Below are 23,710 nucleotides of genomic sequence, written 5' to 3'. Positions count from 1 at the left end.
GCGTGGTTCAGCCGTCGAAGCCGGTGCTGCCGTCCAGCTGTTCGCGCAGGATGTCGGCGTGGCCCGCGTGGCGGGCGGTCTCCTCGATCATGTGGACGTAGATCCAGCGCAGCGAGACCTGCCCGAGCCGGGGCTGTGGCGCCGTCGCGTCCAGCGTGAATCGGCTCGCCACCGCGCGGGACTCGGCGCAGGCGCGTCGGTAGTCGGCGATCAGGTCGTCGACGGTGTCGGCGGGGTCGATGGCCCAGCCGTCGTCGCGGACCCGTACGCGAGCCGTCGGGCGCTGGTCAAGAACGCCCTGGAACCATTCCCGTTCGACCGAGGTCAGGTGTTTCACCAGCCCGGCGAGGGTGGTCGAGGAGGGGACCAGGCGACGCTGGGCGTCCTGGATGGACAGGCCGTCGACCTTACGGACCACGATGTCGCGGTAGAGGTCGAGGAAGGCCTCGAGCACGTCGCGTTCACCGCCGGCGCTCACCAACTCGTCACGGGTCAGCGGCGGCGGTTTCACGACGCCCAGTCTAGGGCGAGGGTGAAGTCCGGGTGGGTGGACGGCTTGCCGAAGTAGTAGCCCTGCAGGAACCGGTAGCCGAGTTGCTGCAACGCCTCGGCCTGCTCGGCGGTCTCCACTCCCTCGGCGACGGCGGTGAGGCCGAGGCCCTCGCTGATCTGGATCAGGGAGCGGGCGATCACCGTGTGCCGGCCGGTCTCGGTGATGTTGTCGACGAAGGATTTGTCGACCTTGAGGATGTCGACCGGGACGGTCTGCAGCAGGCCGAGCGACGAGTGGCCGGTGCCGAAGTCGTCGAGCGCGATCAGGACGCCCAGGGCGCGCAGCTCGTGCAGGGTGGTGATGGCCTGGCCGCCCTGGAAGACCGCCGTCTCGGTCATCTCGATGGTCAGGCAGTCGGCGGGCAGCTTCGCGGCGGCCAGCGTCCGGGCCACCGTTTTGGCGAAGCCGGGCCGGGCCAGCTGCCGCGCCGACGCGTTGACGCTCATCCGGTCGGGGGCCGGCGCGCCCAGCTCGGTGCGCCACTCGGCGAGTTGCCGGCACGCCGTGGCCAGAATCCACTCGCCGAGCTCGAAGATCAGCCCGTTCTGCTCGGCCACCGGGATGAACTCGACCGGGCTGATCGGGCCGCGCTCGGGGTGTTCCCAGCGCACCAGGGCTTCGACGGCCACGACGCGCAGGTCGGGGACGGCGACGATCGGCTGGTAGACCACCCGGAACTGGCCGCTGTCCAGGCCGGCCCGCATCTGGGCGCCGAGCTCGGCGTACTGGCTGGTGCGCTCGTCCAGGGCCAGGCTCCAGCGGCGGAACGGCTCGCCGGTCTGCTTCGCCGCGTACATCGCCACGCCGGCCCGGCGCAGCACCTCGGCCGGGTCGGTGGCGCCGACCCCGTCGCTGAGCCCGACGCCCGCGCCGAGCAGTAGTTCGTAGTCGTCGACCCGGATCGGGTCGTGGACCGTGGCGACGAGCCGGCGCCCGGCGCCGAGGTCCGGCAGCAGCACCGCGAACTCGTCGCCGTCGGTCCGGGCCACCACGGCACCCGGGCCGGCGGCCTCGCGCAGCCGGTCGGCGAACCGCACCAGCAGACGGTCGCCGACCCGGTGGCCGACCTCGTCGTTGATGGCCTTGAAGTTGGTCAGCCCGAGCACCGCCACGTGGGCCTCGCCGCGGGCCAGCGCCTCGCTCATCACCTCGTAGAGGTGCCGGCGGTTGCTGAGGCCGGTCAGGTCGTCGTGCATGGCCAGGCCGTGGATCCGGTGCACGAACCCGGCCATCCGGGCCAGGCCGAGCAGGAACAGGGCCACCGCCGCGCCGCCGATCACCAACCGGTCGATGCCGTCGGCGCCGATGCCGGGGACGAACAGCATGGCCGGGGCCAGCACGGAACAGCCACCCAGCACGGCCAGGCGGCGCGGGCTGACCCGCCGTACGGTATCGGTCTTGGGGTTGGCGGGCGGCGCCGCCATCGACGGGTGCAGGGCGGCGGCCGCCCACAGCACGTACGCCAGCATCCAGCCCCAGTCCAGCAGCTGGCCGTCGTACGACCAGTAGAGCGTGGCGACGGAGAAGGCGACGTCGGAGACCAGCAGGAGCACCGCCGCGATTCCGAGCATGTTCGTGCTGGCGGTACGGGCGGCCGGCTCGACGAACAGCAGCGCCAGCATGGCCAGCAGCAACGCGTCCAGCGCCGGGTACGCCGTACTGATGAAGCGTTCCAGCGTCGAGGCGGACCCCGCGATCGCGACCGGGTGCAGCACGAACACCCAGATGGCCAGGCCCAGCCCGGTCGCGACCATGGCGGCGTCGAGGACGCCGCCGGCGTTGCCGCGGCGCCGGCGCACGAGCAACAGCAAACCGGCGATCAGCGGCAGGTACGAGCCGACGTAGAACAGATCCGCGAACGAGGGGTACGGCTCCTCGTGCCGCACGTACTCGTAGTACTCCCAGGTGAAGTCACCGAGGACGGACAGGATCTGCCCGGCCGCGAAGAGGTACCACATGGCCGGCCGGGCGGGCCGATGCAGCCGCAGCGCGACCAGGATCAGCAACCCGGACGTCAGGCCGATGCCGTCGTAGACGAGGTTCGCCCCGAAGGTGTCCGCGGGTATCAGGTAGTAGCCGACGACCGCCAGCAACCCGGCCGCAACCCAGCCACGCCAAAGCCTTACTTCGTGCACGGCCGTTCATCGGCGTGCCGACGTCAGACATTAAGAAATCAGAACGGCGGGGCGTCCTCGCCCATCAGGGCCAGCACGACGCCGCCCTTGCCACTCTTCAGGCTCTGCACCACGACCTTGCCGGTGCTGCCGTCGGGCAACTCCAGCGTGAAGGTCTTGCCGACCGCGTTCTTGGGGCCGTTGCCGGCGCTGTTGGCGGGCCGGAAGTCACCGGCCCACGGTGCGGGTCCACCCTTGCGGGCGGGCTCGGCGAAGAGAGCGGCGGTGCCGGGAGTCCGGGTGCCGTCTGCGGAGAGGAGCACTGAGGCGCTGCGAAAGGTAGCCATATGCGCCAAGGCTATCGCGGATTGTGCCCGCCGGACCCTTGCGACGCCACTAGTCTTGATTCAGACTAGTGGTAGATCGCGACTAGTCAGGGAGGCGATGATGACGGACTCAGCCGGCGGGTGGCTACGCGGGGCGCTGGACCTCGCCATCCTCGCCGTCCTGGCCGAGGGCGACCGCCATGGGTATGCATTGGCCCAGCGCCTCGCCGAGCATGGGGTCGGCCAGATCAAGGGCGGCGCGCTCTACCCGGTGCTCGGCCGGCTCGAGGCAACCGGGGCGGTGTCCGCCGACTGGCAGCCGGGCGAGGGCGGCCCGGGCCGGAAGGTCTACGCGATCACCCCGGCGGGCCGCGACCGGCTCGCCGCCGAACGAGACCAGTGGCGGGCCTTCGCCGCCGCTTTCGACCGGATGCTGGAGGGCGACTGATGGCGAAGACCGAGCCGTTCGAGGCCTGGGAACTGAGGACGCGGATCGCCCTGGGCGACCAGGGCCTGGGCTACCACGCGGCCAACCCGATCATCGCGGACGTGCGGGCACACTGCGAATACACGAACGAGTCGCCGTACGAGGCGTTCGGCGACCCGGCGGAATTCGCCGCGACCACCGCTGCCGAGCAGCCGCCGGAACTGCTGGAGAAGGTCGACCGGGACGGCGAGACGCCGCTGGGCCATCTGACCGGTCAGCTTTTCGTGCTGTCGCTGGCCGCCGCCGTACTCCCGCTGTTCTTCGCGGCCGTAAAGCGCTCCTGGACCTTCCCGGTCACCACGGCGGCCCTGGCCGGCACCGCCCTGCTGATCCTGGCGCTGTTCGCGGTCGGTGCGGTGCCACGCGCCCTGCGGGCGTCCGGCCGGCCTCACCTGGCGAAGTTCAGCTACCTCGCTACCGCGGTCCTCGGGGCGGGCGCGGTCACGGCGTTCATGGGCCTGTCGCGCGAGCACCTGTTCCGGGTGCCGGCGCTCGCCATCGTCGCGGCCGCGCTGGTCAGTCTGTATCTGCTGACCCGCGCCCCGAAGAAGCCCGCCGACCTCGTCCCGCACGTCTCACCCACCCCGCGGACAGGTTCGCCGACCGGCGCGGAAGCCTGGCTGACCCGCCTGACCGGCCTGCTGATCGGCCGCTACGACCTCGCCCCGGAACGCGCCGCCGACCTGGCCCGCGAGGCCCAGGCCCACCTGGCCGAGTCGGGCCGCACCCCGGAGGACGAGTTCGGCCCGGTCGAGGACTACGCGCTCGAGGTCTCCCGGCACGAGCCGATCCGCAAGGAGCCGTTCCACCGGACCCGGGCCGGCCGGATTGTCGGTGGTGTCGCCGGCGTGTTGATCTGTGGCGGCGCGTTCATCCAGTGGCTCGGCAGCGGTCCCTGGTGGGCCGCGTGGCTGCTGGCTTTCCCCGCCACCCTGGGCTCCATCTGGATGCTGATCAAGAGCTGGACCGTGTCGATCCGCGGGTAACTCGTTCGACGTTAGGGTGCGAGAGCCGATCGGCGGCCCGCTGGACGAGGAGAACGCGATGCCGAAGTACATGCTGATCATGCGGGGCACCGACGAGTCGAACGCGGCGATGATGGCGAACATCGAGGAGATGATGGCCACCAGCCGGCAGTTCATCGAGGACATGTTCAAGGCCGGGGTTCTCCTCGCGGCCGAGGGACTCGACGACCCGGGCCAGAGCGTGGTGGTCGACTTCGGCGGCGACGCGCCGGTGGTCACCGACGGGCCGTACGGCGAGACCAAGGAACTGTTCGGCGGTTACTTCATGGTCGACGTCGCCTCGAAGCAGGAGGCGGTCGAGTGGGCCCGGCGGGTCCCGGCCGCGCCCGGCGCCAAGGTCGAGGTCCGGCGGGTGGCCGGCGACGACGAGACGCCGCAGGACACCCAGGATTCCGTCGCGGAGCGCCGGGCCTGATGGGAACGGCCGACGTCGAGGCCGTCTGGCGGATCGAGTCGGCCCGGATCGTCGCCGCGCTGGCCCGGTTCACCGGCGACTTCGGGCTGGCCGAGGACGCGGCCCAGGAGGCGGTGGCCGAAGCGCTGGTGTCATGGCCGGCAGACCCGCCGGCCAATCCGGCCGGCTGGCTGATGACGACGGCCCGGCGGCGGGCGATCGACACGATCCGCCGCCGGGCCGCCCTGCAGGACCGATATGTACGCCTGGCGGCCGAGCCCGGGATCGAGGTGGCGGTCGACGACTACGACCTCGACCCGGACCGGATCGACGACGACGTCCTCGCGCTGATGTTCGTCAGCTGCCACCCGGTGCTCTCGCCCGAGGCCCGGGTGGCGCTGACCCTGCGGGTGGTCGGCGGCCTGTCCAGCGAGGAGATCGCCCGCGCGTTCCTGGTGCCGGTGCCGACCGTGCAGGCCCGGATCACCCGGGCGAAGAAGACGATCGCGGCGGCCGGGGTGCCGTTCGAGCTGCCGCCCGCCGCCGAGCGCCGGGAACGCCTGGGCGGGGTGCTCAGCGTCCTCTACGTGATCTTCACCGAGGGGTCGACGGCCACCTCGGGCGACCGGCTGCTGCGACCCGACGTGGCGTACGAGGCGATCCGGCTGGCCCGCACGCTGGCCGCGCTGCAGGCGGACGAGCCGGAGGTGCACGGCCTGCTCGCGCTGTGCGAGCTGACCGCCGCGCGTTTCCCGGCCCGGACCGGCCCGGACGGTTCGCCGATCCTGCTGGCCGACCAGGACCGGCGGCGGTGGGACTTCTCGGCGATCCGCCGCGGGCTGACCGCGCTGACCCGGGCCTCGACGCGCGGCCTCGGCCCGTACGGCCTGCAGGCCGCGATCGCCGCCGCGCACGCGTCGGCGCCGTCGGTCGAGGCCACCGACTGGGACCGGATCGTGCTGCTCTACGAGGCGCTCGGCCGGGTCGCGCCGTCGCCGGTGGTCGAGCTCAACCGGGCCGTCGCGGTGGCCATGGCCACCGGCCCGGAGCAGGGCCTGGCCATCGTGGACGAGCTGGTCGCGGCGGACCGGCTCCCCGGTTCCCATCTGCTCCCGGCCGTACGCGGTGAGCTGCTCGCCCGGCTGGGCCGGCACCCGGAGGCCCGCGCCGAACTGGAGCTGGCCGCCCGGCTCTGCGCCAACCAGCGCGAACGCTCGGTGCTGCTGGACAAGGCGGCCGCCCTTTGATCAGCCGACCATCTGCTCCCACAGGCCGGGGTTGCGGTAATGGTGGTGCGCCCCGGTCTCCAGCACCGCCCGGAACGCGGCCAGGTGCTCGGTGTGCGGTGGCAGATGCAGGACGTCGAGCAGCTCCATCGCCGCGACCGGGGACAGATCGCCGTACACGTCGTGGTAACTCATCAGCAGGCCGCGGAAGACCGCGTGGTGCAGCTCCGGCAGGGCCGTCGCGGCCTCGTAGATGTCGTGCTTGAGAGACCAGCGGACCGGCCCGGAATTGGCCAGAACCCGGGCTGCCCGGCGGTGCATCCGGCCGGCGGCCAGCTCCCGCAGGCGACGACGAGACCGCAGATGCCGTACGTCGTCGGCCAGCACCGCCCCGAACGCCGCGTCGACGGTGTCGCGGTCGGAGAACCAGTCCACCCACAGCGAATAGAGCACCGCCTCGCACGGCGCGGCGCCCTCGAGCCGCTCCCGATAACCGGCCCAGAGTGCGTCGTAGACCCCCGGTTCGTCGCGCTCGGCCACGTACCACCCGATCTCGACGGTCACCCAATATTGGTCCACCAGGTCGAGCAGTCCCAACCCGAGCCGCAGGCCACCGTCCACCAGCAGGTCCCGCGTCCACTCGTGGACGAGATCGTTGTCGCCGATTTCCCGGCCGTCGTCGAGCCATCGGCCACCGGCCTGCCGTGTGATGCCGTGTGCCGCCAGCCAGCGCGCGGCCTCGGCCGCCTCCCGTGTGCGCATGCCCGGCATTGTGAACGGTCGGCGCCAACCGGGGCCACGCGTTTTCCCGCATGATGGCGGCATGACCGAGCGAAGCGAGTGTCATGATCGCGCTTTGGGTCTTCCGCTCTTTCGTCAAGGTAGGGCGGCATGACGATGCGCCGGGCCTGGGCCGCGCTTGTCGTGTTGTCGCTTGCCGCGTTCGCCTTCGTCACCACCGAACTGCTGCCGATCGGCCTGCTCGCCGTCATGGCGCCTGATCTGGATCGGTCACGGTCGCAGGTGGGGCTGCTGGTGAGCGGCTACGCCGTGGTCGTCGTGCTGGCCTCGATCCCACTGACCCTGCTTACCCAGCGTGTTCCGCGGCGGCAACTGCTCACCGTCACGATGGTGTTGTTCGCGGCCGCCAATCTGGCCGGTGCGCTGGCTCCGACGTACGAAATGCTGGCCGGCGCCCGACTGATCACCGCGCTGACGCAGGCTCTTTTCTGGTCGGTTTCGGCGCCCGCCGTGACCGGCCTCTTTCCGGTCGGGAAACGCGGCCGGGTGGTCGCCCTGTTCGGTGTCGGACCGGCGCTGGCGCCGGTTCTCGGCGTGCCGATCTGCACCTGGCTGGGCCAGCAGACCGGCTGGCGCAGCGCGTTCGTGCTGATGGCGGCGTTCGGGGTAGTGACGGCGGTGGCGGTGGCCGCGCTACTTCCGTCGTACCGGCCGGAGGCCGGCGGCGCGGCCCGCGGGACCGCGCCGGACCGGCGCAAATTCCGGATCATCGTGCTGGTCACGGCGGTGGGCATCACCGGCTTCCTGACCTTCTACACGTACGTGACACCGTTCCTGCTCGACGTCTCGGGATTCGGTGACGCGGCCCTGGCCCCGCTACTTTTCGTGGCCGGGGCGGCCGGCACGCTCGGTACCGTCGCGGTCTCCCGCACACTCGACCGTCACCCGGTCGGATCGATGCTGGTGCCCCTGGCGATCGGCGCGATCGCGCTGCTGGGTCTCGCCGCCCTCGGTGGGTTGCGGCCGGTCACGGTGGTGCTGCTGGCCGGGCAGGGGCTGGCCTACGCCGCCTTCGCGACCGCCCTGCAGAACCGGATGCTGCAGGTCGCGCCGGGCAGCACCGACCTCGCCTCGGCCACCCTGGGTTCCGCGTTCAACATCGGCATCGCCGCGGGTTCACTCGCCGGGGGCGCGCTGCTGTCCGCGCACGGGCCGCGCCCGCTCGCCCTGACCGGGGGTCTGCTGGTGGTGGCCGCGGTCGCGCTGCTCGCCGCCGACCGCCGCTCCACAGTAAGTGAATGCAACAAACCTGCAAATCAGATTCATTGACTAGCGTATATCGGCGGTGGGAGATTCCAACTCGGAATACCCGTCCCCCGGAACCGCCGGTACCCCGCCCCAGGGACGCGTTGCACGCTGCGTTTAGACAGCGACGAAATTAAATTCCTTACGCGCCGGCGGTATCCATTTGCGACAAGGAGTAAATGCGCATGGCACCACACCCACGCGCCCGCCGGATTCGCCGGCTGGCCGGTGTCGGCGGTCTGGTCACGCTGGTCACGGCGGGCCTCTTCGTCACCGTAACGAACGCTGAGGCGGCCACCGTCTTCAGCGCCGACTTCGAGAACGGCAGCACCAGCGCCTGGTCGAAATCGGGCGGCACCTGGACGGTCGTCGCGGACGGCACCCAGGTGATCCAGCAGTCCGACACCGGCTCCGAGCGGGCCCGCGAGTTCGCCGGCCAGACCAGCTGGACGAACTACTCGGTGCAGGCCCGGGTCAAGGCCACCTCGTTCGCCACGACCAGCGGCGTGGTGTCGCTCGCCGCCCGGGCCGCCGGTGCCACCAAGATGTACCGGCTGTCGCTGACCGGCGCCAGCAAGGTGCAGCTGGAGACCATGAACGGCAGCACCGTCACGGTCCTCGGCAGCCTCAGCCAGACGATCTCCACCAGCACGTTCTACACGCTGAAGCTGTCGGTGAACGGGTCGACGATCAGCGGCACGGTCAACGGCACGAGCGTCGGCAGCGCCACCGACAGCACGATCAGCGCCGGCCGGATCGGCCTGCTCACCGAGCACGCGTCCGGCCGCTTCGACGACGTGGTGGTGGACGACGGCGGCACGACCACGCCGACCACGTCACCGACCGCCTCGCCGACCACGTCACCCACCGCGTCGCCCACGGTTTCCCCGACCGTGTCGCCTACCGTGTCCCCGACGACCTCGCCGCCGAGCTCCAGCGCTCTCTACGTCGCGACCAACGGCACCGACTCGGCGGCCGGCACCCAGGCGGCGCCCACCACGCTCGCCTCGGCGGTCACCCGGATCGCGGCCGGCGGCACCATCTACATGCGCGGCGGCACCTATGCCTATGCGGCGACCCAGACCATCGCGGCCGGAAACAACGGCACGTCGAGCGCCCGCAAGACTCTTTCGGCGTACCCCGGGGAGACTCCGATTTTGAATTTCTCGGCCCAGGCCGAGGACACCGCGGCCCGCGGGCTCGCGCTCAACGGCAATTACTGGCGCCTTTACGGCCTGATCGTCGAACGGGCCGGCGACAACGGCATTTTCGTCGGCGGTAGCAACAACATCATCGAGCGAACGGTCACCCGTTTCAACCGCGACACCGGCCTGCAACTCTCCCGGATCGCCTCGGACACGCCGAACAGCCAATGGCCGGCGAACAACCTGGTGCTGTCGGCGGAATCGCACGACAACGCCGACTCCGACGGCGAGGACGCCGACGGATTCGCCGCGAAACTCACCGTCGGCAGCGGAAACATCTTCCGGTACGCCGTTTCGCACAACAACATCGACGACGGCTGGGACCTTTACACGAAGACCGACACCGGCGCGATCGGCGTGGTCACCATCGAGGACTCACTGGCCTACAACAACGGCACCCTGTCCGACGGTTCACAGGCCGGCGCGGGCGACCGCAACGGCTTCAAGCTGGGCGGCGAGGACATCGCGGTGAACCACATCGTGCGGCGCAGCTTCGCGGTGAAGAACGGAAAGCACGGCTTCACCTACAACAGCAACCCCGGCTCCCTGACCATCGCGAACAACGTCGCGGTAGACAACACCGAACGAAACTTCAACTTCGACGCCGGCACCTCAACATTCACCAACAACACTTCGTGCCGTACGTCGAGCGGCACCAACGACCGCATCATCGGCACAGCCGACAGCACCAACCAGTTCTGGTCCGGCACCAACGGCTCCCGGTGTTCCGCGTACACCGGCCCCCTGACCTGGTCCTTCGACTCAACCGGCAAACTCGTCGTGAAGTTCGGCGGCGTGGTAGCCACCCCGTAGCGCAGCCCCGGCCGGGGCAGTAACACCCCGGCCGGGGTCCGCTGCTAAGTCTGACTTGAATCGCGTCCGGGGCCGCGGCGAGATTTCGTTGCGGCACTCGAGCCGGCGCTCTCGCTGGCCATTCGCGCAGCAGGTTCGGTCGCAGCGATAGCGTTCCGCGCGTTCGATCAAGTCCTGGAGATCCGGCCGGCCGTGCACAATGTACGGGCGGCTCGGATCCTCCTCCATGCCGAAGCCGTGCCTCAGCAACTGAAGGCGGGCGTGCCAATATCGAAGCACCCAACGGCGCGGCACGATCCCCTGGCCGGACAGCATCCCGAGCAGGTCAAAGATCGCCAGCGAACGGACCATCAGGTACTCCTCATCGGAGTCGTGCGGTGGCACGTCGCCGGTCTGGATGGCCCGGTAGACGAGTAGCCGGCCGCGCTGCAAATCGCCGCTGAGCATCACGTTCTGAATTGCGATGAAGCTGGTCGTCCGCGCGTTCCGCCGGCTGATCAAGACGGTCGAGAGTGACACCAGGATCGCCAGCAGAGCGATCAAAAGGCTGAGGATGTCCTTGTTCGCGCTTACCCATTCCATGGCAGTGGTCCTTCCGCCCAAGAACCGGAGCGCATTCGACCGTATCGCCGGCCGGCAACCGGCGGGCCAGCCGCTTGCCGCCGCCTGCGCCCCTAGCCTCGCGTCGTGAAACCGGCATGGTCTTTCCGCCGATCGATCGACCACCCTCCGTGTTGGATTGTGGTACTGATCGAGTCCCGGATCGGCCGGCTTGTGAGGAGTGTGCGTCGTGGACATGGATGCGGCGGCTTTGGCGGCAGCGGCGGTGCCGCACGTGTTGGCAGCGATCGGCGCATATGGGGCGGCTGTGGCGTCGAAGGTGGAAGAGGCTACGGCGTCGGCGACGGTGCGCCTTGGCGGTCGGGTGTTGCGGCGTGTGCTGGGCCGCACCGAGTCGGCGGCCGCAGTGCAGCAGGCGGTCGACGAGGTTGCAGAGCTGCCTGAAGACGCCGATCGGGTGGCGGTGTTGCGGGCGGAGTTGCGGCGGGCGTTGCAGGCCGATGCAGGGTTGGCGGCTGATGTCGCCGGGCTGCTGGGTGAGGCTGGCATTGCGGTGACGGCGTCGGGGCCGCGGTCGGTGGCGATGCGTGACAATTCGGGGATTGTGCAGACCGGGGATGGTAGTGCCGCGTGGCAGGGGCCGGCCCCGCGATGAGCGCGCCCAGCGGCGATCCTGTTGCAGCGGCGGCCGGGGCGCGGTCGGCGGCGGCGCGGGACAACGCGGGGATTGTGCAGACCGGGGATCGGGCGCGGGCGGTGCAGGGTCAGTTGGTGCCGTTGGGCCAACCGGCGGATGTGTCTGTGCCGGTGCCCGCGCTGGTGGGCTTGCCCAAGCTGCCGGTGAAGTCGTTCGTGGGCCGGGATGAGGAGCTGGCCAAGTTGGGACAGCTGATCGCGGCGGGTGCTGGGGTGGTGGCGCAGTCCCAGGCGGTGCATGGTCTGGGTGGGGTCGGCAAGACCGAGCTGGCCCTGCAGTACGCGCATACCCACCGCCGTGAGTATCCGCTGGTGTGGTGGGTGAACGCGGATGGTCCGGAGGCGATCGAGTCCGGGTTGGCGGAGTTGGCCTACCGGTTGCATCCCGACGCGCGGATCGTGGCGCAGGAGCCGGAGGCGGCCGGGTGGGCGGTGGGCTGGCTGCAGGCTCATCCGGGGTGGCTGCTGGTGTTGGACAACGTTGAGCGGCGCGAGGACGTAGACGGCCTATTGGCGGAACTGGCCGATGGTCATGTGCTGATCACGACACGGCGGGATGTGGGGTGGGAGCAGATCACCGATGGGTGTCTGCGGGTGGAGGTCTTGACGCCGGAGGCGGCGGTGGCGTTGCTGGTGCGCCTGTCGGGGCAGGACGACGAGGCGACGGCGGCGGTGCTGGCGGGCGAGTTGGGGTGTTTGCCGTTGGCGTTGCAGCAGGCGGGCGCCTATCTGCGGCAGACCCGCACACCGATGGGCCGCTATCTGCGGCGGCTGCGGGCCGATCCGGGTGGGCTACTGGGATCGGTCGCGGCGGGAGACTCCGCGCGGCGGGCGGTCGCGCAGGTGTGGTCGGTGACCCTGGAGCAGATCGGCGGTCAGTCGACGGTGGCGGTGCGCCTGTTACGGGTGTTGTCGTGTCTGGCCCCGGATCCGGTGCCTCGTGATGTGCTGGCCGGTCTCGATCTCGACCCGCCCGTCGTTGATGAGGGGTTGGGGGTGCTGGCGTCGTACAACATGATCACCTTGTCCGAGGCGACGGCCACGGTCCATCGGCTCGTCCAGGCCGTCGTCGCCGATCACGTCCACCACACCACCGCCGACTCGCCAGATGAGCCGGAGGCGACCGCCGATCGCGACGACATTCTGTCCGCGACGATTCGGGCGCTGGGTGCGGCAATCCCGCAGGGTGATGCCGGGAAGCAGCCGGCGACCTGGCCGCGCTGGGCAGCGCTGGCCCCACACATCGCCGCCGTCGAGCTGGTTTGCCCGGAGGACGTCAGCGGTGTTGATCTGGCACTCCTACTCAATGAATGCGCGATCTTTGAACAGTCCCAGGGCCGCTATCGCAACGCCTTCCGGCAAAAACGACGCGCACTGACGATCTTGGAGGCCGCCCTCGGCCCCGATCACCCCGACGTCGCGATAACGCTGGACAACCTCGCGGGCAGCTTGCAGTATCTTGGTCGCCCGGCTGAGGCCGAGCCGCTGCAACGCCGTGCACTGATCATCACCGAGACCGCCCTCGGCCCCGACCACCCCTCCGTCTCCATCACACTGGACAACCTGGCGGGCAGTTTGCGGGCACTGGGCCGGGCTGCCGAGGCCGAGCCGCTGCAACGCCGCGCTTTGACCATCATCGAGGCCGCCCTCGACCCCGACCACGCCTCCGTCGCCATCAGGCTGAACAACCTGGCGCTCAGCTTGCAGTATCTGGGCCGCCCGGCCGAGGCCGAGCCGCTGCAACGCCGCGCTTTGACCATCATCGAGGCCGCCCTCGGCCCCGACCATCCCTCCGTCGCCATCACACTGGACAACCTGGGACTCAGTTTGCGGGCACTGGGCCGGGCTGCCGAGGCCGAACCGCTGCAACGCCGCGCTCTGACCGTCATCGAGGCCGCCCTCGGCGCCGACCACCCCGACGTCGCGATAACGCTGGACAACCTCGCGGGCAGCTTGCAGTATCTGGGCCGCCCGGCCGAGGCTGAACCGCTGCAACGCCGCGCTCTGACCATCGTCGAGGCCGCCCTCGGCCCCGACCACCCCTCCGTCGCCGTAAGGCTGAACAACCTGGCGCTCAGCTTGCAGTATCTGGGCCGCCCGGCCGAGGCTGAACCGCTGCAACGCCGCGCACTGACCATTACCGAAGCCGCCCTCGGTGCCGATCACCCCGACGTCGCGATCACGCTCGACAACCTGGCGATCAGCTTGCAGGATCTGGGCCGGGCTGCCGAGACCGAACCGCTACAACGCCGCGCACTGAGCATCACTGAGGCCGCCCTCGGCCCCGACCACCCCTCCGTCGGCATCAGGCTGAACAACCTGGCGATCAGCCTGCAGTATCTGGGCCGCCCGGCCGAGGCCGAAGCGCTACAACGCCGCTCACTGACCATTACCGAGGCCGCCCTCGGCGCCGACCACCCCGACGTCGCCGTCAGGCTGAACAACCTGGCGGGCAGTTTGCGGGCACTGGGCCGGGATGCCGAGGCCGAACCGCTACAACGCCGCGCGCGTGAGATTCGTGCTGCTCTCCAAATCGAGTAGACAGGGGTCGGGACCACACGCCAGAAGGATCGGTTCCGAGCACGACAACGCCAAAAGCGCGCGATGCGTCCATGGCGCGCCACCTAGGGACGGGGATTGAGGCCGCACCCGGCCACTCGAAGCTGCCACGAGTAGCAAGTCGAGTGAGCGGATCCGGTGCCTGGGTATGGTTCGACTGCTGACGTTTCGCTGGCTCAGCTGCTGGCTGCGGCCTGCTGGGCCTGCCAGATGGCTATCTGGACGCCGACCACGCAGATCTGGACCGGCAGCGGCATCCCGGGCAGATCCGCCTCGATCGCGCCCGACCACGCGCTCGTGCGCCGCAGTGAACCCACCGGCACCCCGTCGGCCAGCAGCTCCTGCCGGTTGCCCCAGATGGAGGCGCGCTGGAACTCGTACACCCGGCCGTCGGCCTGTACCGACCAGCGCTTGCGGCCGGCCCGTTCGATCAGGGCTACCTCGCTGCCCATCGCGTCGAGCATGCGGTATTTCGTGCCCCAGCCGTTGGCGCGTACCTCGTAGTCGCGGCCGTCCACCTGGAACGTTCCGCCGGTGCGCCACCACGTCGGGTCCCAGACCGCTACCGGGCGGCCGTCGGTGGACAGCTGGTAGCGGCCGCGCCAGATGCCTATCCGTTCAGCGGTCAGCATGCGCACAGGGTAACTACCTGCGGCCAGTGCGGTGTCCGCAAACCGGGCGAGGCCTGCAGGGCTACTACTCGGCAAGCCGTCCGCCCAATCGGGCTCCGACCTCACCCGTTCGAGCGAGGGTGTCGGCGTAGCCGCTCGTTAGCTTTGAGCAATGGATCACGACGATGCACGGCCCGGCATCAGCCGGATCGGGGACCCTCGGGTCGTCTACTCGAACCGGCACGGTGCTCTCGCCGATGACGATGTCCGTGGCCCGCGTGGCGACATCGGACGGTACCTGCGGTTCAGCTGGGCCAACGGCGGCGTCGTGACCGTGCCGTTTGACGGGCGGCAGTTCCACCTGTGGGAGATGTACCGGTATCCGATCGGCGATTACTCGTGGGAGTTCCCACGCGGAGCCGCCGATCCGGACGAGCCCATCGAAAAAACGGCGGCGCGCGAACTGGCCGAGGAAACCGGAATGGAGGCTCAAGAGCTCACCCGAATGGGTGACATCTATGCCGACACCGGACTGATCGCGCAGCCCTGTGCTGTGGTCCTGGCTTGGCTTTCCCCCGGCGCCGAGGCGAAACCGCGCCGGCCCGAGCCGTTCGAGGCTGTCGCCGGGACGTTGGCGCTCACCATCGATGAACTAACCGATCACCTGCGGGCGGGAAAGATCCGCTGCGGGCTCACGATCGCCGCGTTTCACCTGGCTCGGTTGCATCTGGAGGAACGAAATGGTTGACCTTCCGCAGCTCGGCCACCTCAGCTACCCCACGTTCCTGCAAACCCACGTGAAGGCCCGCCCCGGACTGAAGCTGGGTGATCCGGGGACCTTCGAGCAGTACATCAAGAGGAGCGCGCTGTACTGGCGCGGCATGGTTGTTCCCGATTCGGACCTCAACAACAACGAACTCTTTCACCAATTGGCCGAAGACTCGGAAAGCGTCTTCTGGGAGGCACTGCGCAGCGGGTTCCTCAGACGGGCCCCGCGACGTGACGGCCGCGGCAACATGTTGTCCCAGACCGAGGTCGCCGAAAACCTGAAGAGAAGCAGTCGCGAACGATACGAGAAAATTCCGGCCGAGTATCTGCGGCGTCTCTCGGCCGAATTGGATCGCACCGCTGCCGACGACGCCGGGCTTGGCTGGCAGGTCACCGATGTCACCAAGATCTTCGGACAGCACCTGCTTGCGTTGCTGCGCGACCCGCAGAGCCGGGTGAAGCGGTCGGCGCCGGAGCTGCACCTCATCGACCGTTTTGAGCAGTGGGCGGATGATCGGGTCAAGGCCGAGGTCTACTTCGGTGCGGCCGATCTCGAGACCGAGCTGAAGGGAACCGCCGCACCCGAGGTCTGGGGGAAGGTGTGGCCCATCGCGCTTGAGGCGCATGCGGGCAACATCCCGCTGGCGTACCGCGGGAATCTTCCGACCCTCGGACTCACCGAGGGCAGTGACCGGCTCATCCCGGCCGGTCCCGAATCGACCGGCGTGGAGAGTCAGCTCGAGACGATGGGATACGTCGGCGGTGGGGCCGGCATCGGGTTCGAGATCCGGATGCCGGTAGATCCGATCGGTGCCCGCTTCGATATCAACTATCCGCGGCTGATGGAGCTGAGCCTCGCCGAGATCACCGAGCTGCGCGAGGCGTCCGAACCCACGACGTTCATGGAGACTCGGTTCACCGCCGCTGGCTCGGCCCGCAACTATGCCGAGCGCGCCCGGGAACTCAACGAGCTGACCCTGGCGTACGAGGAGAAGCTGATGCGGACCGGCGTTCTCCTGACCGAGAGGGCCACGCGGGACGCGATCCGCAACGACCTCACCGCGCAGCGTATGGCGCAGTACCTCGGCGCCGGCCGGGTGGATCTGGGCGTGTCGACGAGCGGCTCGGTCGAACTGCACGTGAAAGGCTGGATCGGCGACCGCGAGGTCGATCTCATTGCGGCGGCTACCAACCCGTGCACCGAGCGGGGCTTACGCACTGTCCTTTTCGATCTGAATTTGCTGCACCACATCCTCGGTCCAGAGGGAGTCGCTCTGCTGAACCTCGATACCGACGACGACCAGTTCGAATGGGAGATGAAGCGGCCGGACTATCGCCTGCTCGAGTCGCTCGCATCCCCCTCGATCGGCTGAGGGCCGGTAGGGGGCGGCTCCACCGCGTCGCGGACATCCTCAAAGGTGAGCGAGGTGAACTGGCCGTTCACGAAGAGCTGCTGCAGATGTGGGAGGTCGGCGGCGACGACCCGGCTCACCTCGATCACCATTGCCTGGTTCACGGCGTAGTGTGCGGCCTCGGCATGCGTCGACAACGAGCGTTCGGCAAGGCTCAGCAGATTGAGGTTGCGCTCGGCCATGGCGGCATCGAGCTCTCGCCGTCCGGCCTCCCGGTCGAGGTCCGCCTGGTCCGCCCGGCGGTTGTATTCCAGCTCCCGCTCGGCGACATCGACGGCCTCCCGTCGCAGCGCCAGCTTCTCCCGGGCGAGTTGAATGCGATCCCGCTCGGCCGCCGTCTGCAGTTCCTGCCTCCGGTGCCGGAATTCGAGCGCCCGATCAGCCACGTCGCCGACCAGCCCAACGAGGCCGCGAAGTGCGGCCGGCCCGTTGGTCCGGGTCGACGCGTTCCGCTCCCTGGACCCGGTGACCTGCGCGATGCCGGTCGCCAGCTCGGCAATCAGGCTGCCTTCCCGAATGGACCGGAGTCGGAGGCGAGCGGTCTCCCGGTGTTCCAGTTCGGGGACGAAGCCGTAGAGGAATGTGTCGTAGAGGCGGTCCAGCAGGGTGAAGAGTTCACCCACGTCGCGCAGGTTGACGTAGCTGTCGAACTCCAGATGCATGCGGACGGCGGCGCGGGGAGCCCGGGGCAGGGTCACGCGGGCTCTTCCTGAGCGAGGGTGGCGTCGGCGAGAATCTCGGCGATGCCGCGCGCCGGGCGCCAGCCGAGCAGTTTCGTCGCGGTGGAGATCTCCGCGACGAACCCGCTGCTGTCCTGGTCCGCGTCGTCGGGTCGGATTACCGGGATGTCCCGGCCGAGCGCCTTGCCGAGGCCACCGACCACGTCGGCGATCGGCGTACCCACGCCCGATCCGATGTTGATCGAATGATGCTTGCCGGGCTGCGGCTCGGACTCGAGCGCCAGCCGGAACGCGTCGGCCACGTCGGCCACGTGGGAGAAGTCGATGGCGTAGTTCGGTGCCAGGATCGGCGGTGGGGGCATCTCGCCCCGGGCAGCGGCGAGGAGCCGGGGGATCAACCGGCTGGTGTCGGGGTCGACGATGCCGGGGAGCCCGCCCGAGATGTTGAAGCACCGCAGGGACCACGCGGACAGACCCGACGCCGCGCAGTGCAGCGAAAGGGCGCGCTCGGCGAGCAGTTTGGAAAGGCCGTACGGGTTGGACCGGGTGGTCGCCGCGTCCTCCCGCACCGGTGAGTCGGGCAGGTCAGCGTCGTACACCGCGCGGGTCGAGGCAAGCACGACAGTCGCCGGTCGCTGCTCCGCGGGGAGCCGCTGGATCGCGGTGAGCAGGCTGATGGTGCCGCCCAGGTTCACGTCGAAATAGCCGGCCGCCTGGTTTTCCGAATCCCGCACGCCGGTTAGCGCGGCCAGGTGACAGACGGCGTCGTGCCTCTCGGTGGCCAGAACATCGGCGAGGAGATCGGCGTCCTGGATGTCCCCGCGGAAGGCGTCGTGTGTGGAGAACGACGGCGGCATGGCGCGCTGATGTGTCGCCAGGGTCAGAACGTGGCCGGCCTCGCCGAGCTGCCGTGCCACCGCACGGCCCAGAAACCCGGCCGCCCCCGTGATGAGGATGCGCAATTGACCCCTTTTCACGTGCCGATGAAGCTTGCGAATTATCGCAGACCACCCCGGCCGCGACCAGCGCCCGCCGGGGGCGGGCTCCACTATCGTCGGTCGCTATGAAACTCGATCGGGCCGTACAGGAGTTGAAGTCTCTGAAGGATGCGGCGGCCGGCCCGGAGGTGCAGCGCGACGGTGCGGTGCACGACGCCTGGAAGGCCAAGGCGGCCGCGGTCATGCGGCAGGCGCTCGGTGACGAGTCACCGACACTGCAACAATTCAACAAGATCGGCTACCACATCGGTATCTACAGCGGCGCGCTCGGCGAGGCCGAGCGCGACCGGCAGTACTTCGCCCAGCAGGTGCAGCGGGCGGCGGCGCTGATCGAGGCGGCGATCTTCGAGGCGGAGCTGGCCTCGGACGACGGCCCGCCGACACCGGAGGCGGAACGGCCCAAGACTATCTTCCTCGTCCACGGTCACGACGCCGCGCGGTACGACGTGGCGCGGTTCGTGGAACGGATCACCGGCATGTCGCCGGTCATCCTGGCCGAGCAGGCGAGCCGGGGAAAGACTCTGGTCGAAAAGTTCGAGGAGCACGCGGCCGACGCCACCTACGCCATCGTGCTGCTGACGCCGGACGACGTCGGTCGGGTGAAGGGTGCCGGCTCGGCCGCCGACCAGCCTCGCGCCCGCCAGAACGTGGTCTTCGAGCTCGGCTTCTTTTTCGGGAAACTGGGCCGCGACCGGGTCGCGGTGATCAACAGCGGCGTCGAGAAGCCATCGGACGTGCATGGCCTCAACTACATCGACTACCCCGGCGGCAAATGGCAGTTGGAACTGGCTAAGGAACTGCACGCGGCCGGTATCTCGGTGGACATGGCCCGCCTGTTCTGAGCTCGTCTTACTGCCGGTCGGCGGCGGCCGCCTCCAGGGTCTCCCGGAAAGCTCGGGCGGCGGGCGAGGCCGCCCCGGCCAGGCGCTGGGCGGTGAAGATGGTGCGGCGGGGGAGGTCGGGCAGGTCGAGCAGGCGGCAGGAGGTCTCGCGGCCGGCCCAGACCAGGTCGGGGATCAGCGCCACCGCGTTGCCCGACTCGACCAGGCGGATGTGGGCCTGTAGGTCGGCGGTCTCGTAGCGGACGTCCGGCTCGAAGCCGGTGCTTCGGCACAGCTGTTCGGCGAAGTGCCGGGACGCGGCCCCGCGCGGTTCCATCACCCACGGCATCGCCCGGGAATCGGCCAGCGAGTCGACGGGATGTAGCGAGGCGGAGGAAGACGGCAGGGCCAGCCGGATGGCGTCGGTGGTCAGCGGGCGACGGTCGAGGCCGGGGTGGTGCGGGGCGGCGTGTGCCGGGTACTGCTCGGCGATCACCATGTCGAAGTCTCGGGCCCAGGTCTCGCGGAGCGCCTCCTCCGGCTCCCGTTGCACCATCTCTACCCGTACATCCGGATATTGCGCAGCCAGCGAGCGCAGCGTGGCCGGCATCAGCGCCAAGGCCGCCGACTGGAAGACGGCGACTCGCACCCGGCCGCTGACCCGGGTCAGGGACGCCTGCAGGGCGGCCTCGGCGCGTTCCAGGGTGTCGAGCACGGCTCCGGCCGACTGCACCAGGACCTCGGCCTGCGGGGTCAGCTGCACCCGGCGGCCGGCCTTGCGCAGCAGCGGCATGCCGGTTTCCTTCTCCAGCAGGCTGAGCTGCTGCGACACTGCGGAAGGGGAGAAGTTGAGCGCCTCGGCCACGGCCGCGAGGGTGCCGCGGATGGCCAACTCGCGCAGCAGCACCAGGCGCCGGATCTCGAGCATGTTTTCCCATCCAGTGGGTAATAGGTAAGAGCAGCTGAAGAGTATCCGTCAAGAACCGTCGCTTTTCCTGAACTGAGGGTCGGAAGACACTGGCGCTATGACTGACCTTGCGATGCCCGCCGACACCGATCTCGCCCACGAGGCGGTCGATCTCGTACGCCGGTGGTTGCGCGAAGCCTCCGCCGTGAAGGTGAGCGGGTCGGCCGCGCAGCTCGCCGGGCTGCTGCGGGACCCCAAGGGGCTCGGGTTCGCGGTCGGGTTCGTCGACGGCGTGGTGCGCCCGGAGGATCTGCGGGTCAGCGCCCGCGCCCTGGCCACCCTCGCGCCGGACGTGCCGAAGTTCCTGCCGGTGCCGCTGCGCGCGGCCGTTCGTCTCGGCGGGCACCTCGCCCCGGTCATGCCCGGGGTGGTCGTGCCGATCGCCCGGCGGGTGCTCCGGCGGATGGTCGGCCACCTGGTGGTGGACGCCACCGACGCCAAGCTCGACCGGGCCATCGCCCGGATCCGCCGCCGGGACGTGCGGCTCAACGTCAACCTGCTCGGTGAGGCCGTGCTCGGCCGCGGTGAGGCCGCGCGCCGACTGCGCGAGACCGAGCGGCTGCTCTCCCGGCCGGACGTCGACTATGTGTCGATCAAGGTGTCGGCCGCGGTCGAGCCGCACAACCCGTGGGCGTTCGACGAGGCCGTCGACGACATCGTGGAGCGGCTGCGGCCGCTGTTCCGGCTGGCCGCGTCATTTGAAACCAAGAAGTTCGTCAACCTCGACATGGAGGAATACAAGGACCTCGACCTCACCATCGCGGTCTTCACCCGGATCCTCGACGAGATCGACGACCTCGAAGCGGGAATCGTGCTCCAGGCGTACCTTCCGGATGCCCTCGCCGCGACGATCCGGCTGCAGGAGTGGGCCGCCGCGCGCCGCGCCCGCGGCGGTGCCGGCATCAAGGTTCGCCTGGTCAAGGGGGCCAACCTGCCGATGGAGAAGGTCGAGGCGGCGGTGCACGGCTGGCCGTTGGCCACCTGGGAGTCCAAGCAGGCCACCGACGCCAACTACAAGCGGGTGCTCGACTACGCGCTGCACCCTTCACACGTCCGGAACGTCCGGCTCGGCGTTGCCGGCCACAATCTCTTCGACATCGCGTACGCCTGGCTGCTGGCCGGCCGCCGCGAGGTGCGCGCCGGCATCGAGTTCGAAATGCTGCTCGGCATGGCCGAAGGCCAAGCCGAGGTGGTCCGGCGCGAGGTGGGCGGTTTGTTGCTCTACACGCCGGTGGTACGCCCGGAGCAGTTCGACGTCGCCATCGCGTACCTGATCCGCCGTCTCGAGGAGGGCGCGAGCCAGGACAACTTCATGTCGGCGGTGTTCGAGCTCTCCGAAGATGCAGAACTGTTCGGCCGGGAACGCGACCGCTTCCTGGCCTCACTTGCAGAACTCTCCGAGTCGGAGGACGTGCCGGCCGCCCGACGAGTTGCAGAACGCTTCGCCGGGACTTCTAGACCGCGGCCGGGACAGTTCGAGAACACTCCGGACACCGATCCCTCCGTCGAGGCCAACCGGGCCTGGGTGCGCGACGTGCTGGCCCGGGTGCCGCGCTCGGCGGCCGGCACCGCGACCATCGACGCGGCCCGGGTAACCGAGGCGAAGAAGCTCGACGACGTGCTCGGCCGGGCCACCGCGGCCGCCGACGCCTGGCACGCCCGCAGCGGCGCCGAGCGGGGCGCGATCCTGCACCGGATCGGCGACGCCATCGAGGCCCGCCGGGCCGAACTGATCGAAGTGATGGCGGCCGAGACCGGCAAGACCGCCGACCAGGCCGACCCGGAGGTGTCCGAGGCCGCCGACTTCGCCCACTTCTACGGCGAACTCGCCGCCGACCTGGACCGGGTCGACGGCGCCCGCCCGGTCCCGGTGCGGCTCACCCTGGTCACCCCGCCGTGGAACTTCCCGGTCGCCATCCCGGCCGGCTCCCTGCTGGCCGCGCTGGCCGCCGGTTCCGCTGTCGCGATCAAGCCGGCCGGCCAGGCCGAGCGGTGCGGCGCGGTACTGGCCGACATCGTCCGGTCGGTGCTGCCCGACCCCGACCTGCTGACCCTGGTGCAGGTCGAGGAGCAGGCACTGGGCCGGGAGTTGATCGCCCACCCGCTTGTCGACCGGGTCGTGCTGACCGGCGCCTACGAGACCGCCCTGCTGTTCCGCGACTTCCGGCCCGACCTGCCGCTGCTCGCCGAGACCAGCGGCAAGAACGCCATCATCGTCACCCCGTCAGCCGATCTCGACCTCGCCGTCAAGGACGTGGTGGCGTCGGCCTTCGGGCACGCCGGCCAGAAGTGCTCGGCCGCGTCGCTGGTCGTGCTGGTCGGCTCGGTGGCCCGCTCGCAGCGGTTCCGCGCCCAGCTGCTGGACGCCGCCTCGTCGCTGACCGTCGGCTACCCGGCCGACCCCCGCACCCAGGTCGGCCCGGTCATCGAGCCGGCCCAGGGCAAGCTCCTGGCCGGACTCACCCAGCTCGGCGCGGGGGAGAAGTGGCTGCTCGAACCGAAGAAGCTGGACGACACCGGCCGGCTCTGGTCGCCGGGCATCCGGGACGGCGTGCGCCGCGGCTCCGACTTCCACCGCACCGAGTACTTCGGCCCGATCCTCGGCGTCATGACCGCGGCCACCCTGGACGAGGCGATCGACCTGGTCAACGAGGTCGACTACGGCCTGACCTCGGGCATCCACTCGCTCGATGCGGCCGAGGTGCGGACCTGGCTGGACCGGATCGAGGCCGGCAACCTGTACGTCAACCGCGGTATCACCGGCGCGATCGTTCGCCGCCAGCCGTTCGGCGGCTGGAAGCGCTCGGCGGTCGGCCCCGGCACCAAGGCGGGCGGCCCCAACTACCTGGCCGGGCTGACCGGCTGGGAACCCACTCCGGCCGGTGCCGGCGCGAAGGTCACCGACGTCGCGGTACGGGCCCTGCTCGCCGCTGCCCAGCCGGTGCTGGCCGGCGCCGAGCTCGCCTCGGTGGAGCGGGCCGCCGCCAGCGACGCGGCCGCCTGGGCCGGGCACTTCGGCCAGTCCGACGTCTCCGGCCTGTGGGCCGAGCGCAACGTGCTGCGCTACCGGCCGACCCCGGTCGAGGTGCGGCTCGCGGCCGGCGAACCGGTCGCCGCGCTGGTCCGGATCGTCGCCGCCGGCCTGCTGGCCGGGGCACCCCTGCGGATCTCGGTGGCCGGCCCGCTGCCGGAGTCCCTCACGGCGGCCATCCCGGCCGACGTCCGGGTCGAGGACGACGCGACCTGGGTGGCCGGGCTAAACGAGGGGCGGGTACGCCTGATCGGCTCGACCAGGACGGTGCCGTCCACTCCGGACCTGGCCGTCTGGTCCGGCCCGGTCACCGAGGCCGGCCGGGTCGAGCTGCTGCCGTTCCTGCACGAGCAGGCGATCAGCATCACCGCCCACCGCTTCGGCAACCCCGACCGGCTCGCAACGGAAGTTCTCTGA

General features: G+C 69.9%; 21 protein-coding genes. 12 read left to right on the top strand and 9 right to left on the bottom strand.

Annotated elements, in window-relative coordinates; genetic code table 11:
* Positions 1-7: 7 nt before the first annotated feature.
* From Ate02nite_RS14950 to Ate02nite_RS14940, 3 genes are read right to left on the bottom strand one after another with little or no spacing between them, the layout of a single operon-like run.
* The gene (locus Ate02nite_RS14950; RefSeq protein WP_239147421.1) at positions 8-511 is read right to left on the bottom strand and encodes a DinB family protein; all 504 of its coding nucleotides are present in this window, start codon (positions 509-511) and stop codon (positions 8-10) included.
* Complete coding sequence (locus tag Ate02nite_RS14945; RefSeq protein WP_203805713.1) at positions 508-2,688, bottom strand: putative bifunctional diguanylate cyclase/phosphodiesterase; 2,181 nt, start codon at positions 2,686-2,688, stop codon at positions 508-510. The genes Ate02nite_RS14950 and Ate02nite_RS14945 overlap by 4 nt, the downstream gene beginning before the upstream one ends.
* A 38-nt stretch (positions 2,689-2,726) precedes the next feature.
* Positions 2,727-3,014: a hypothetical protein gene (locus Ate02nite_RS14940; RefSeq protein ID WP_239147420.1), complete on the bottom strand. Its 288-nt coding sequence runs from the start codon at positions 3,012-3,014 to the stop codon at positions 2,727-2,729.
* Between the two features lie 100 nt (positions 3,015-3,114).
* On the opposite strand from Ate02nite_RS14940, the gene Ate02nite_RS14935 reads away from it, so the two are divergent.
* Genes Ate02nite_RS14935 through Ate02nite_RS14920 form a run of 4 tightly spaced genes read left to right on the top strand, consistent with a single transcriptional unit; the run spans position 3,115 to position 6,146 of the window.
* On the top strand, positions 3,115-3,441 hold the full coding sequence (locus Ate02nite_RS14935) for a PadR family transcriptional regulator (RefSeq protein WP_203805711.1): 327 nt from the start codon (positions 3,115-3,117) through the stop codon (positions 3,439-3,441).
* Positions 3,441-4,466 (top strand): hypothetical protein, encoded by a 1,026-nt coding sequence (locus Ate02nite_RS14930; RefSeq protein ID WP_203805709.1) that lies wholly within the window; start codon positions 3,441-3,443, stop codon positions 4,464-4,466. The genes Ate02nite_RS14935 and Ate02nite_RS14930 overlap by 1 nt, the downstream gene beginning before the upstream one ends.
* Before the next feature lie 16 nt (positions 4,467-4,482).
* Positions 4,483-4,920, top strand: a complete 438-nt coding sequence (locus Ate02nite_RS14925; RefSeq protein ID WP_239147419.1) for a YciI family protein — start codon at positions 4,483-4,485, stop codon at positions 4,918-4,920.
* Positions 4,920-6,146, top strand: a complete 1,227-nt coding sequence (locus tag Ate02nite_RS14920; RefSeq protein ID WP_203805708.1) for an RNA polymerase sigma factor — start codon at positions 4,920-4,922, stop codon at positions 6,144-6,146. The genes Ate02nite_RS14925 and Ate02nite_RS14920 overlap by 1 nt, the downstream gene beginning before the upstream one ends.
* On the opposite strand, the gene Ate02nite_RS14915 is transcribed toward Ate02nite_RS14920, so the two are convergent.
* On the bottom strand, positions 6,147-6,887 hold the full coding sequence (locus Ate02nite_RS14915; RefSeq protein WP_203805706.1) for a hypothetical protein: 741 nt from the start codon (positions 6,885-6,887) through the stop codon (positions 6,147-6,149).
* A 129-nt stretch (positions 6,888-7,016) separates the two neighbouring features.
* Here Ate02nite_RS14915 and Ate02nite_RS14910 point away from each other — a divergent pair, with 129 nt between their 5' ends.
* The gene (locus tag Ate02nite_RS14910) at positions 7,017-8,195 is read left to right on the top strand and encodes an MFS transporter (RefSeq protein ID WP_203805704.1); all 1,179 of its coding nucleotides are present in this window, start codon (positions 7,017-7,019) and stop codon (positions 8,193-8,195) included.
* Between the two features lie 161 nt (positions 8,196-8,356).
* Positions 8,357-10,189, top strand: a complete 1,833-nt coding sequence (locus tag Ate02nite_RS14905) for a right-handed parallel beta-helix repeat-containing protein (protein WP_239147418.1) — start codon at positions 8,357-8,359, stop codon at positions 10,187-10,189.
* Here the strand turns inward: Ate02nite_RS14905 and Ate02nite_RS14900 are convergent.
* A complete protein-coding gene (locus Ate02nite_RS14900) occupies positions 10,139-10,771 on the bottom strand; it encodes a hypothetical protein (RefSeq protein WP_203805702.1) in 633 nt (210 codons plus the stop codon). The genes Ate02nite_RS14905 and Ate02nite_RS14900 overlap by 51 nt on opposite strands.
* A 208-nt stretch (positions 10,772-10,979) precedes the next feature.
* On the opposite strand from Ate02nite_RS14900, the gene Ate02nite_RS14895 reads away from it, so the two are divergent.
* Positions 10,980-11,405, top strand: a complete 426-nt coding sequence (locus Ate02nite_RS14895) for a hypothetical protein (protein ID WP_203805701.1) — start codon at positions 10,980-10,982, stop codon at positions 11,403-11,405.
* Positions 11,402-13,987: an FxSxx-COOH system tetratricopeptide repeat protein gene (gene fxsT / locus Ate02nite_RS14890; protein ID WP_203805699.1), complete on the top strand. Its 2,586-nt coding sequence runs from the start codon at positions 11,402-11,404 to the stop codon at positions 13,985-13,987. Before Ate02nite_RS14895 ends, fxsT begins: the two co-directional genes overlap by 4 nt.
* A gap of 194 nt (positions 13,988-14,181) precedes the next feature.
* On the opposite strand, the gene Ate02nite_RS14885 is transcribed toward fxsT, so the two are convergent.
* Positions 14,182-14,637, bottom strand: a complete 456-nt coding sequence (locus tag Ate02nite_RS14885; RefSeq protein ID WP_203805697.1) for a hypothetical protein — start codon at positions 14,635-14,637, stop codon at positions 14,182-14,184.
* A gap of 151 nt (positions 14,638-14,788) precedes the next feature.
* Here Ate02nite_RS14885 and Ate02nite_RS14880 point away from each other — a divergent pair, with 151 nt between their 5' ends.
* Both Ate02nite_RS14880 and Ate02nite_RS14875 read left to right on the top strand, forming a co-directional pair.
* Positions 14,789-15,364: an NUDIX domain-containing protein gene (locus Ate02nite_RS14880; RefSeq protein ID WP_203805695.1), complete on the top strand. Its 576-nt coding sequence runs from the start codon at positions 14,789-14,791 to the stop codon at positions 15,362-15,364.
* The gene (locus tag Ate02nite_RS14875) at positions 15,357-16,757 is read left to right on the top strand and encodes a hypothetical protein (protein ID WP_203805693.1); all 1,401 of its coding nucleotides are present in this window, start codon (positions 15,357-15,359) and stop codon (positions 16,755-16,757) included. The genes Ate02nite_RS14880 and Ate02nite_RS14875 overlap by 8 nt, the downstream gene beginning before the upstream one ends.
* Here the strand turns inward: Ate02nite_RS14875 and Ate02nite_RS14870 are convergent.
* Positions 16,715-17,494: a hypothetical protein gene (locus tag Ate02nite_RS14870; protein WP_203805691.1), complete on the bottom strand. Its 780-nt coding sequence runs from the start codon at positions 17,492-17,494 to the stop codon at positions 16,715-16,717. The genes Ate02nite_RS14875 and Ate02nite_RS14870 overlap by 43 nt on opposite strands.
* Entirely contained in the window at positions 17,491-18,438 is a 948-nt protein-coding gene (locus Ate02nite_RS14865) for an NAD-dependent epimerase/dehydratase family protein (protein WP_203805689.1), read from the bottom strand. Before Ate02nite_RS14865 ends, Ate02nite_RS14870 begins: the two co-directional genes overlap by 4 nt.
* A gap of 101 nt (positions 18,439-18,539) precedes the next feature.
* Between Ate02nite_RS14865 and Ate02nite_RS14860 the strand changes: the two genes are divergently transcribed.
* Entirely contained in the window at positions 18,540-19,316 is a 777-nt protein-coding gene (locus Ate02nite_RS14860) for a TIR domain-containing protein (RefSeq protein WP_203805687.1), read from the top strand.
* A gap of 7 nt (positions 19,317-19,323) precedes the next feature.
* Here Ate02nite_RS14860 and Ate02nite_RS14855 read toward each other — a convergent pair whose 3' ends face one another.
* Positions 19,324-20,223: a LysR family transcriptional regulator gene (locus Ate02nite_RS14855; RefSeq protein WP_203805685.1), complete on the bottom strand. Its 900-nt coding sequence runs from the start codon at positions 20,221-20,223 to the stop codon at positions 19,324-19,326.
* A 97-nt stretch (positions 20,224-20,320) separates the two neighbouring features.
* Between Ate02nite_RS14855 and Ate02nite_RS14850 the strand changes: the two genes are divergently transcribed.
* On the top strand, positions 20,321-23,710 hold the full coding sequence (locus tag Ate02nite_RS14850) for a proline dehydrogenase family protein (RefSeq protein ID WP_203805684.1): 3,390 nt from the start codon (positions 20,321-20,323) through the stop codon (positions 23,708-23,710).

Origin of the sequence: Paractinoplanes tereljensis (assembly GCF_016862435.1) — a bacterium.
GTDB lineage: Bacteria > Actinomycetota > Actinomycetes > Mycobacteriales > Micromonosporaceae > Actinoplanes > Actinoplanes tereljensis.
The sequence above is the reverse complement of the archived record's forward strand: the minus strand, read 5'-3'. Positions and strand labels throughout refer to the sequence as shown.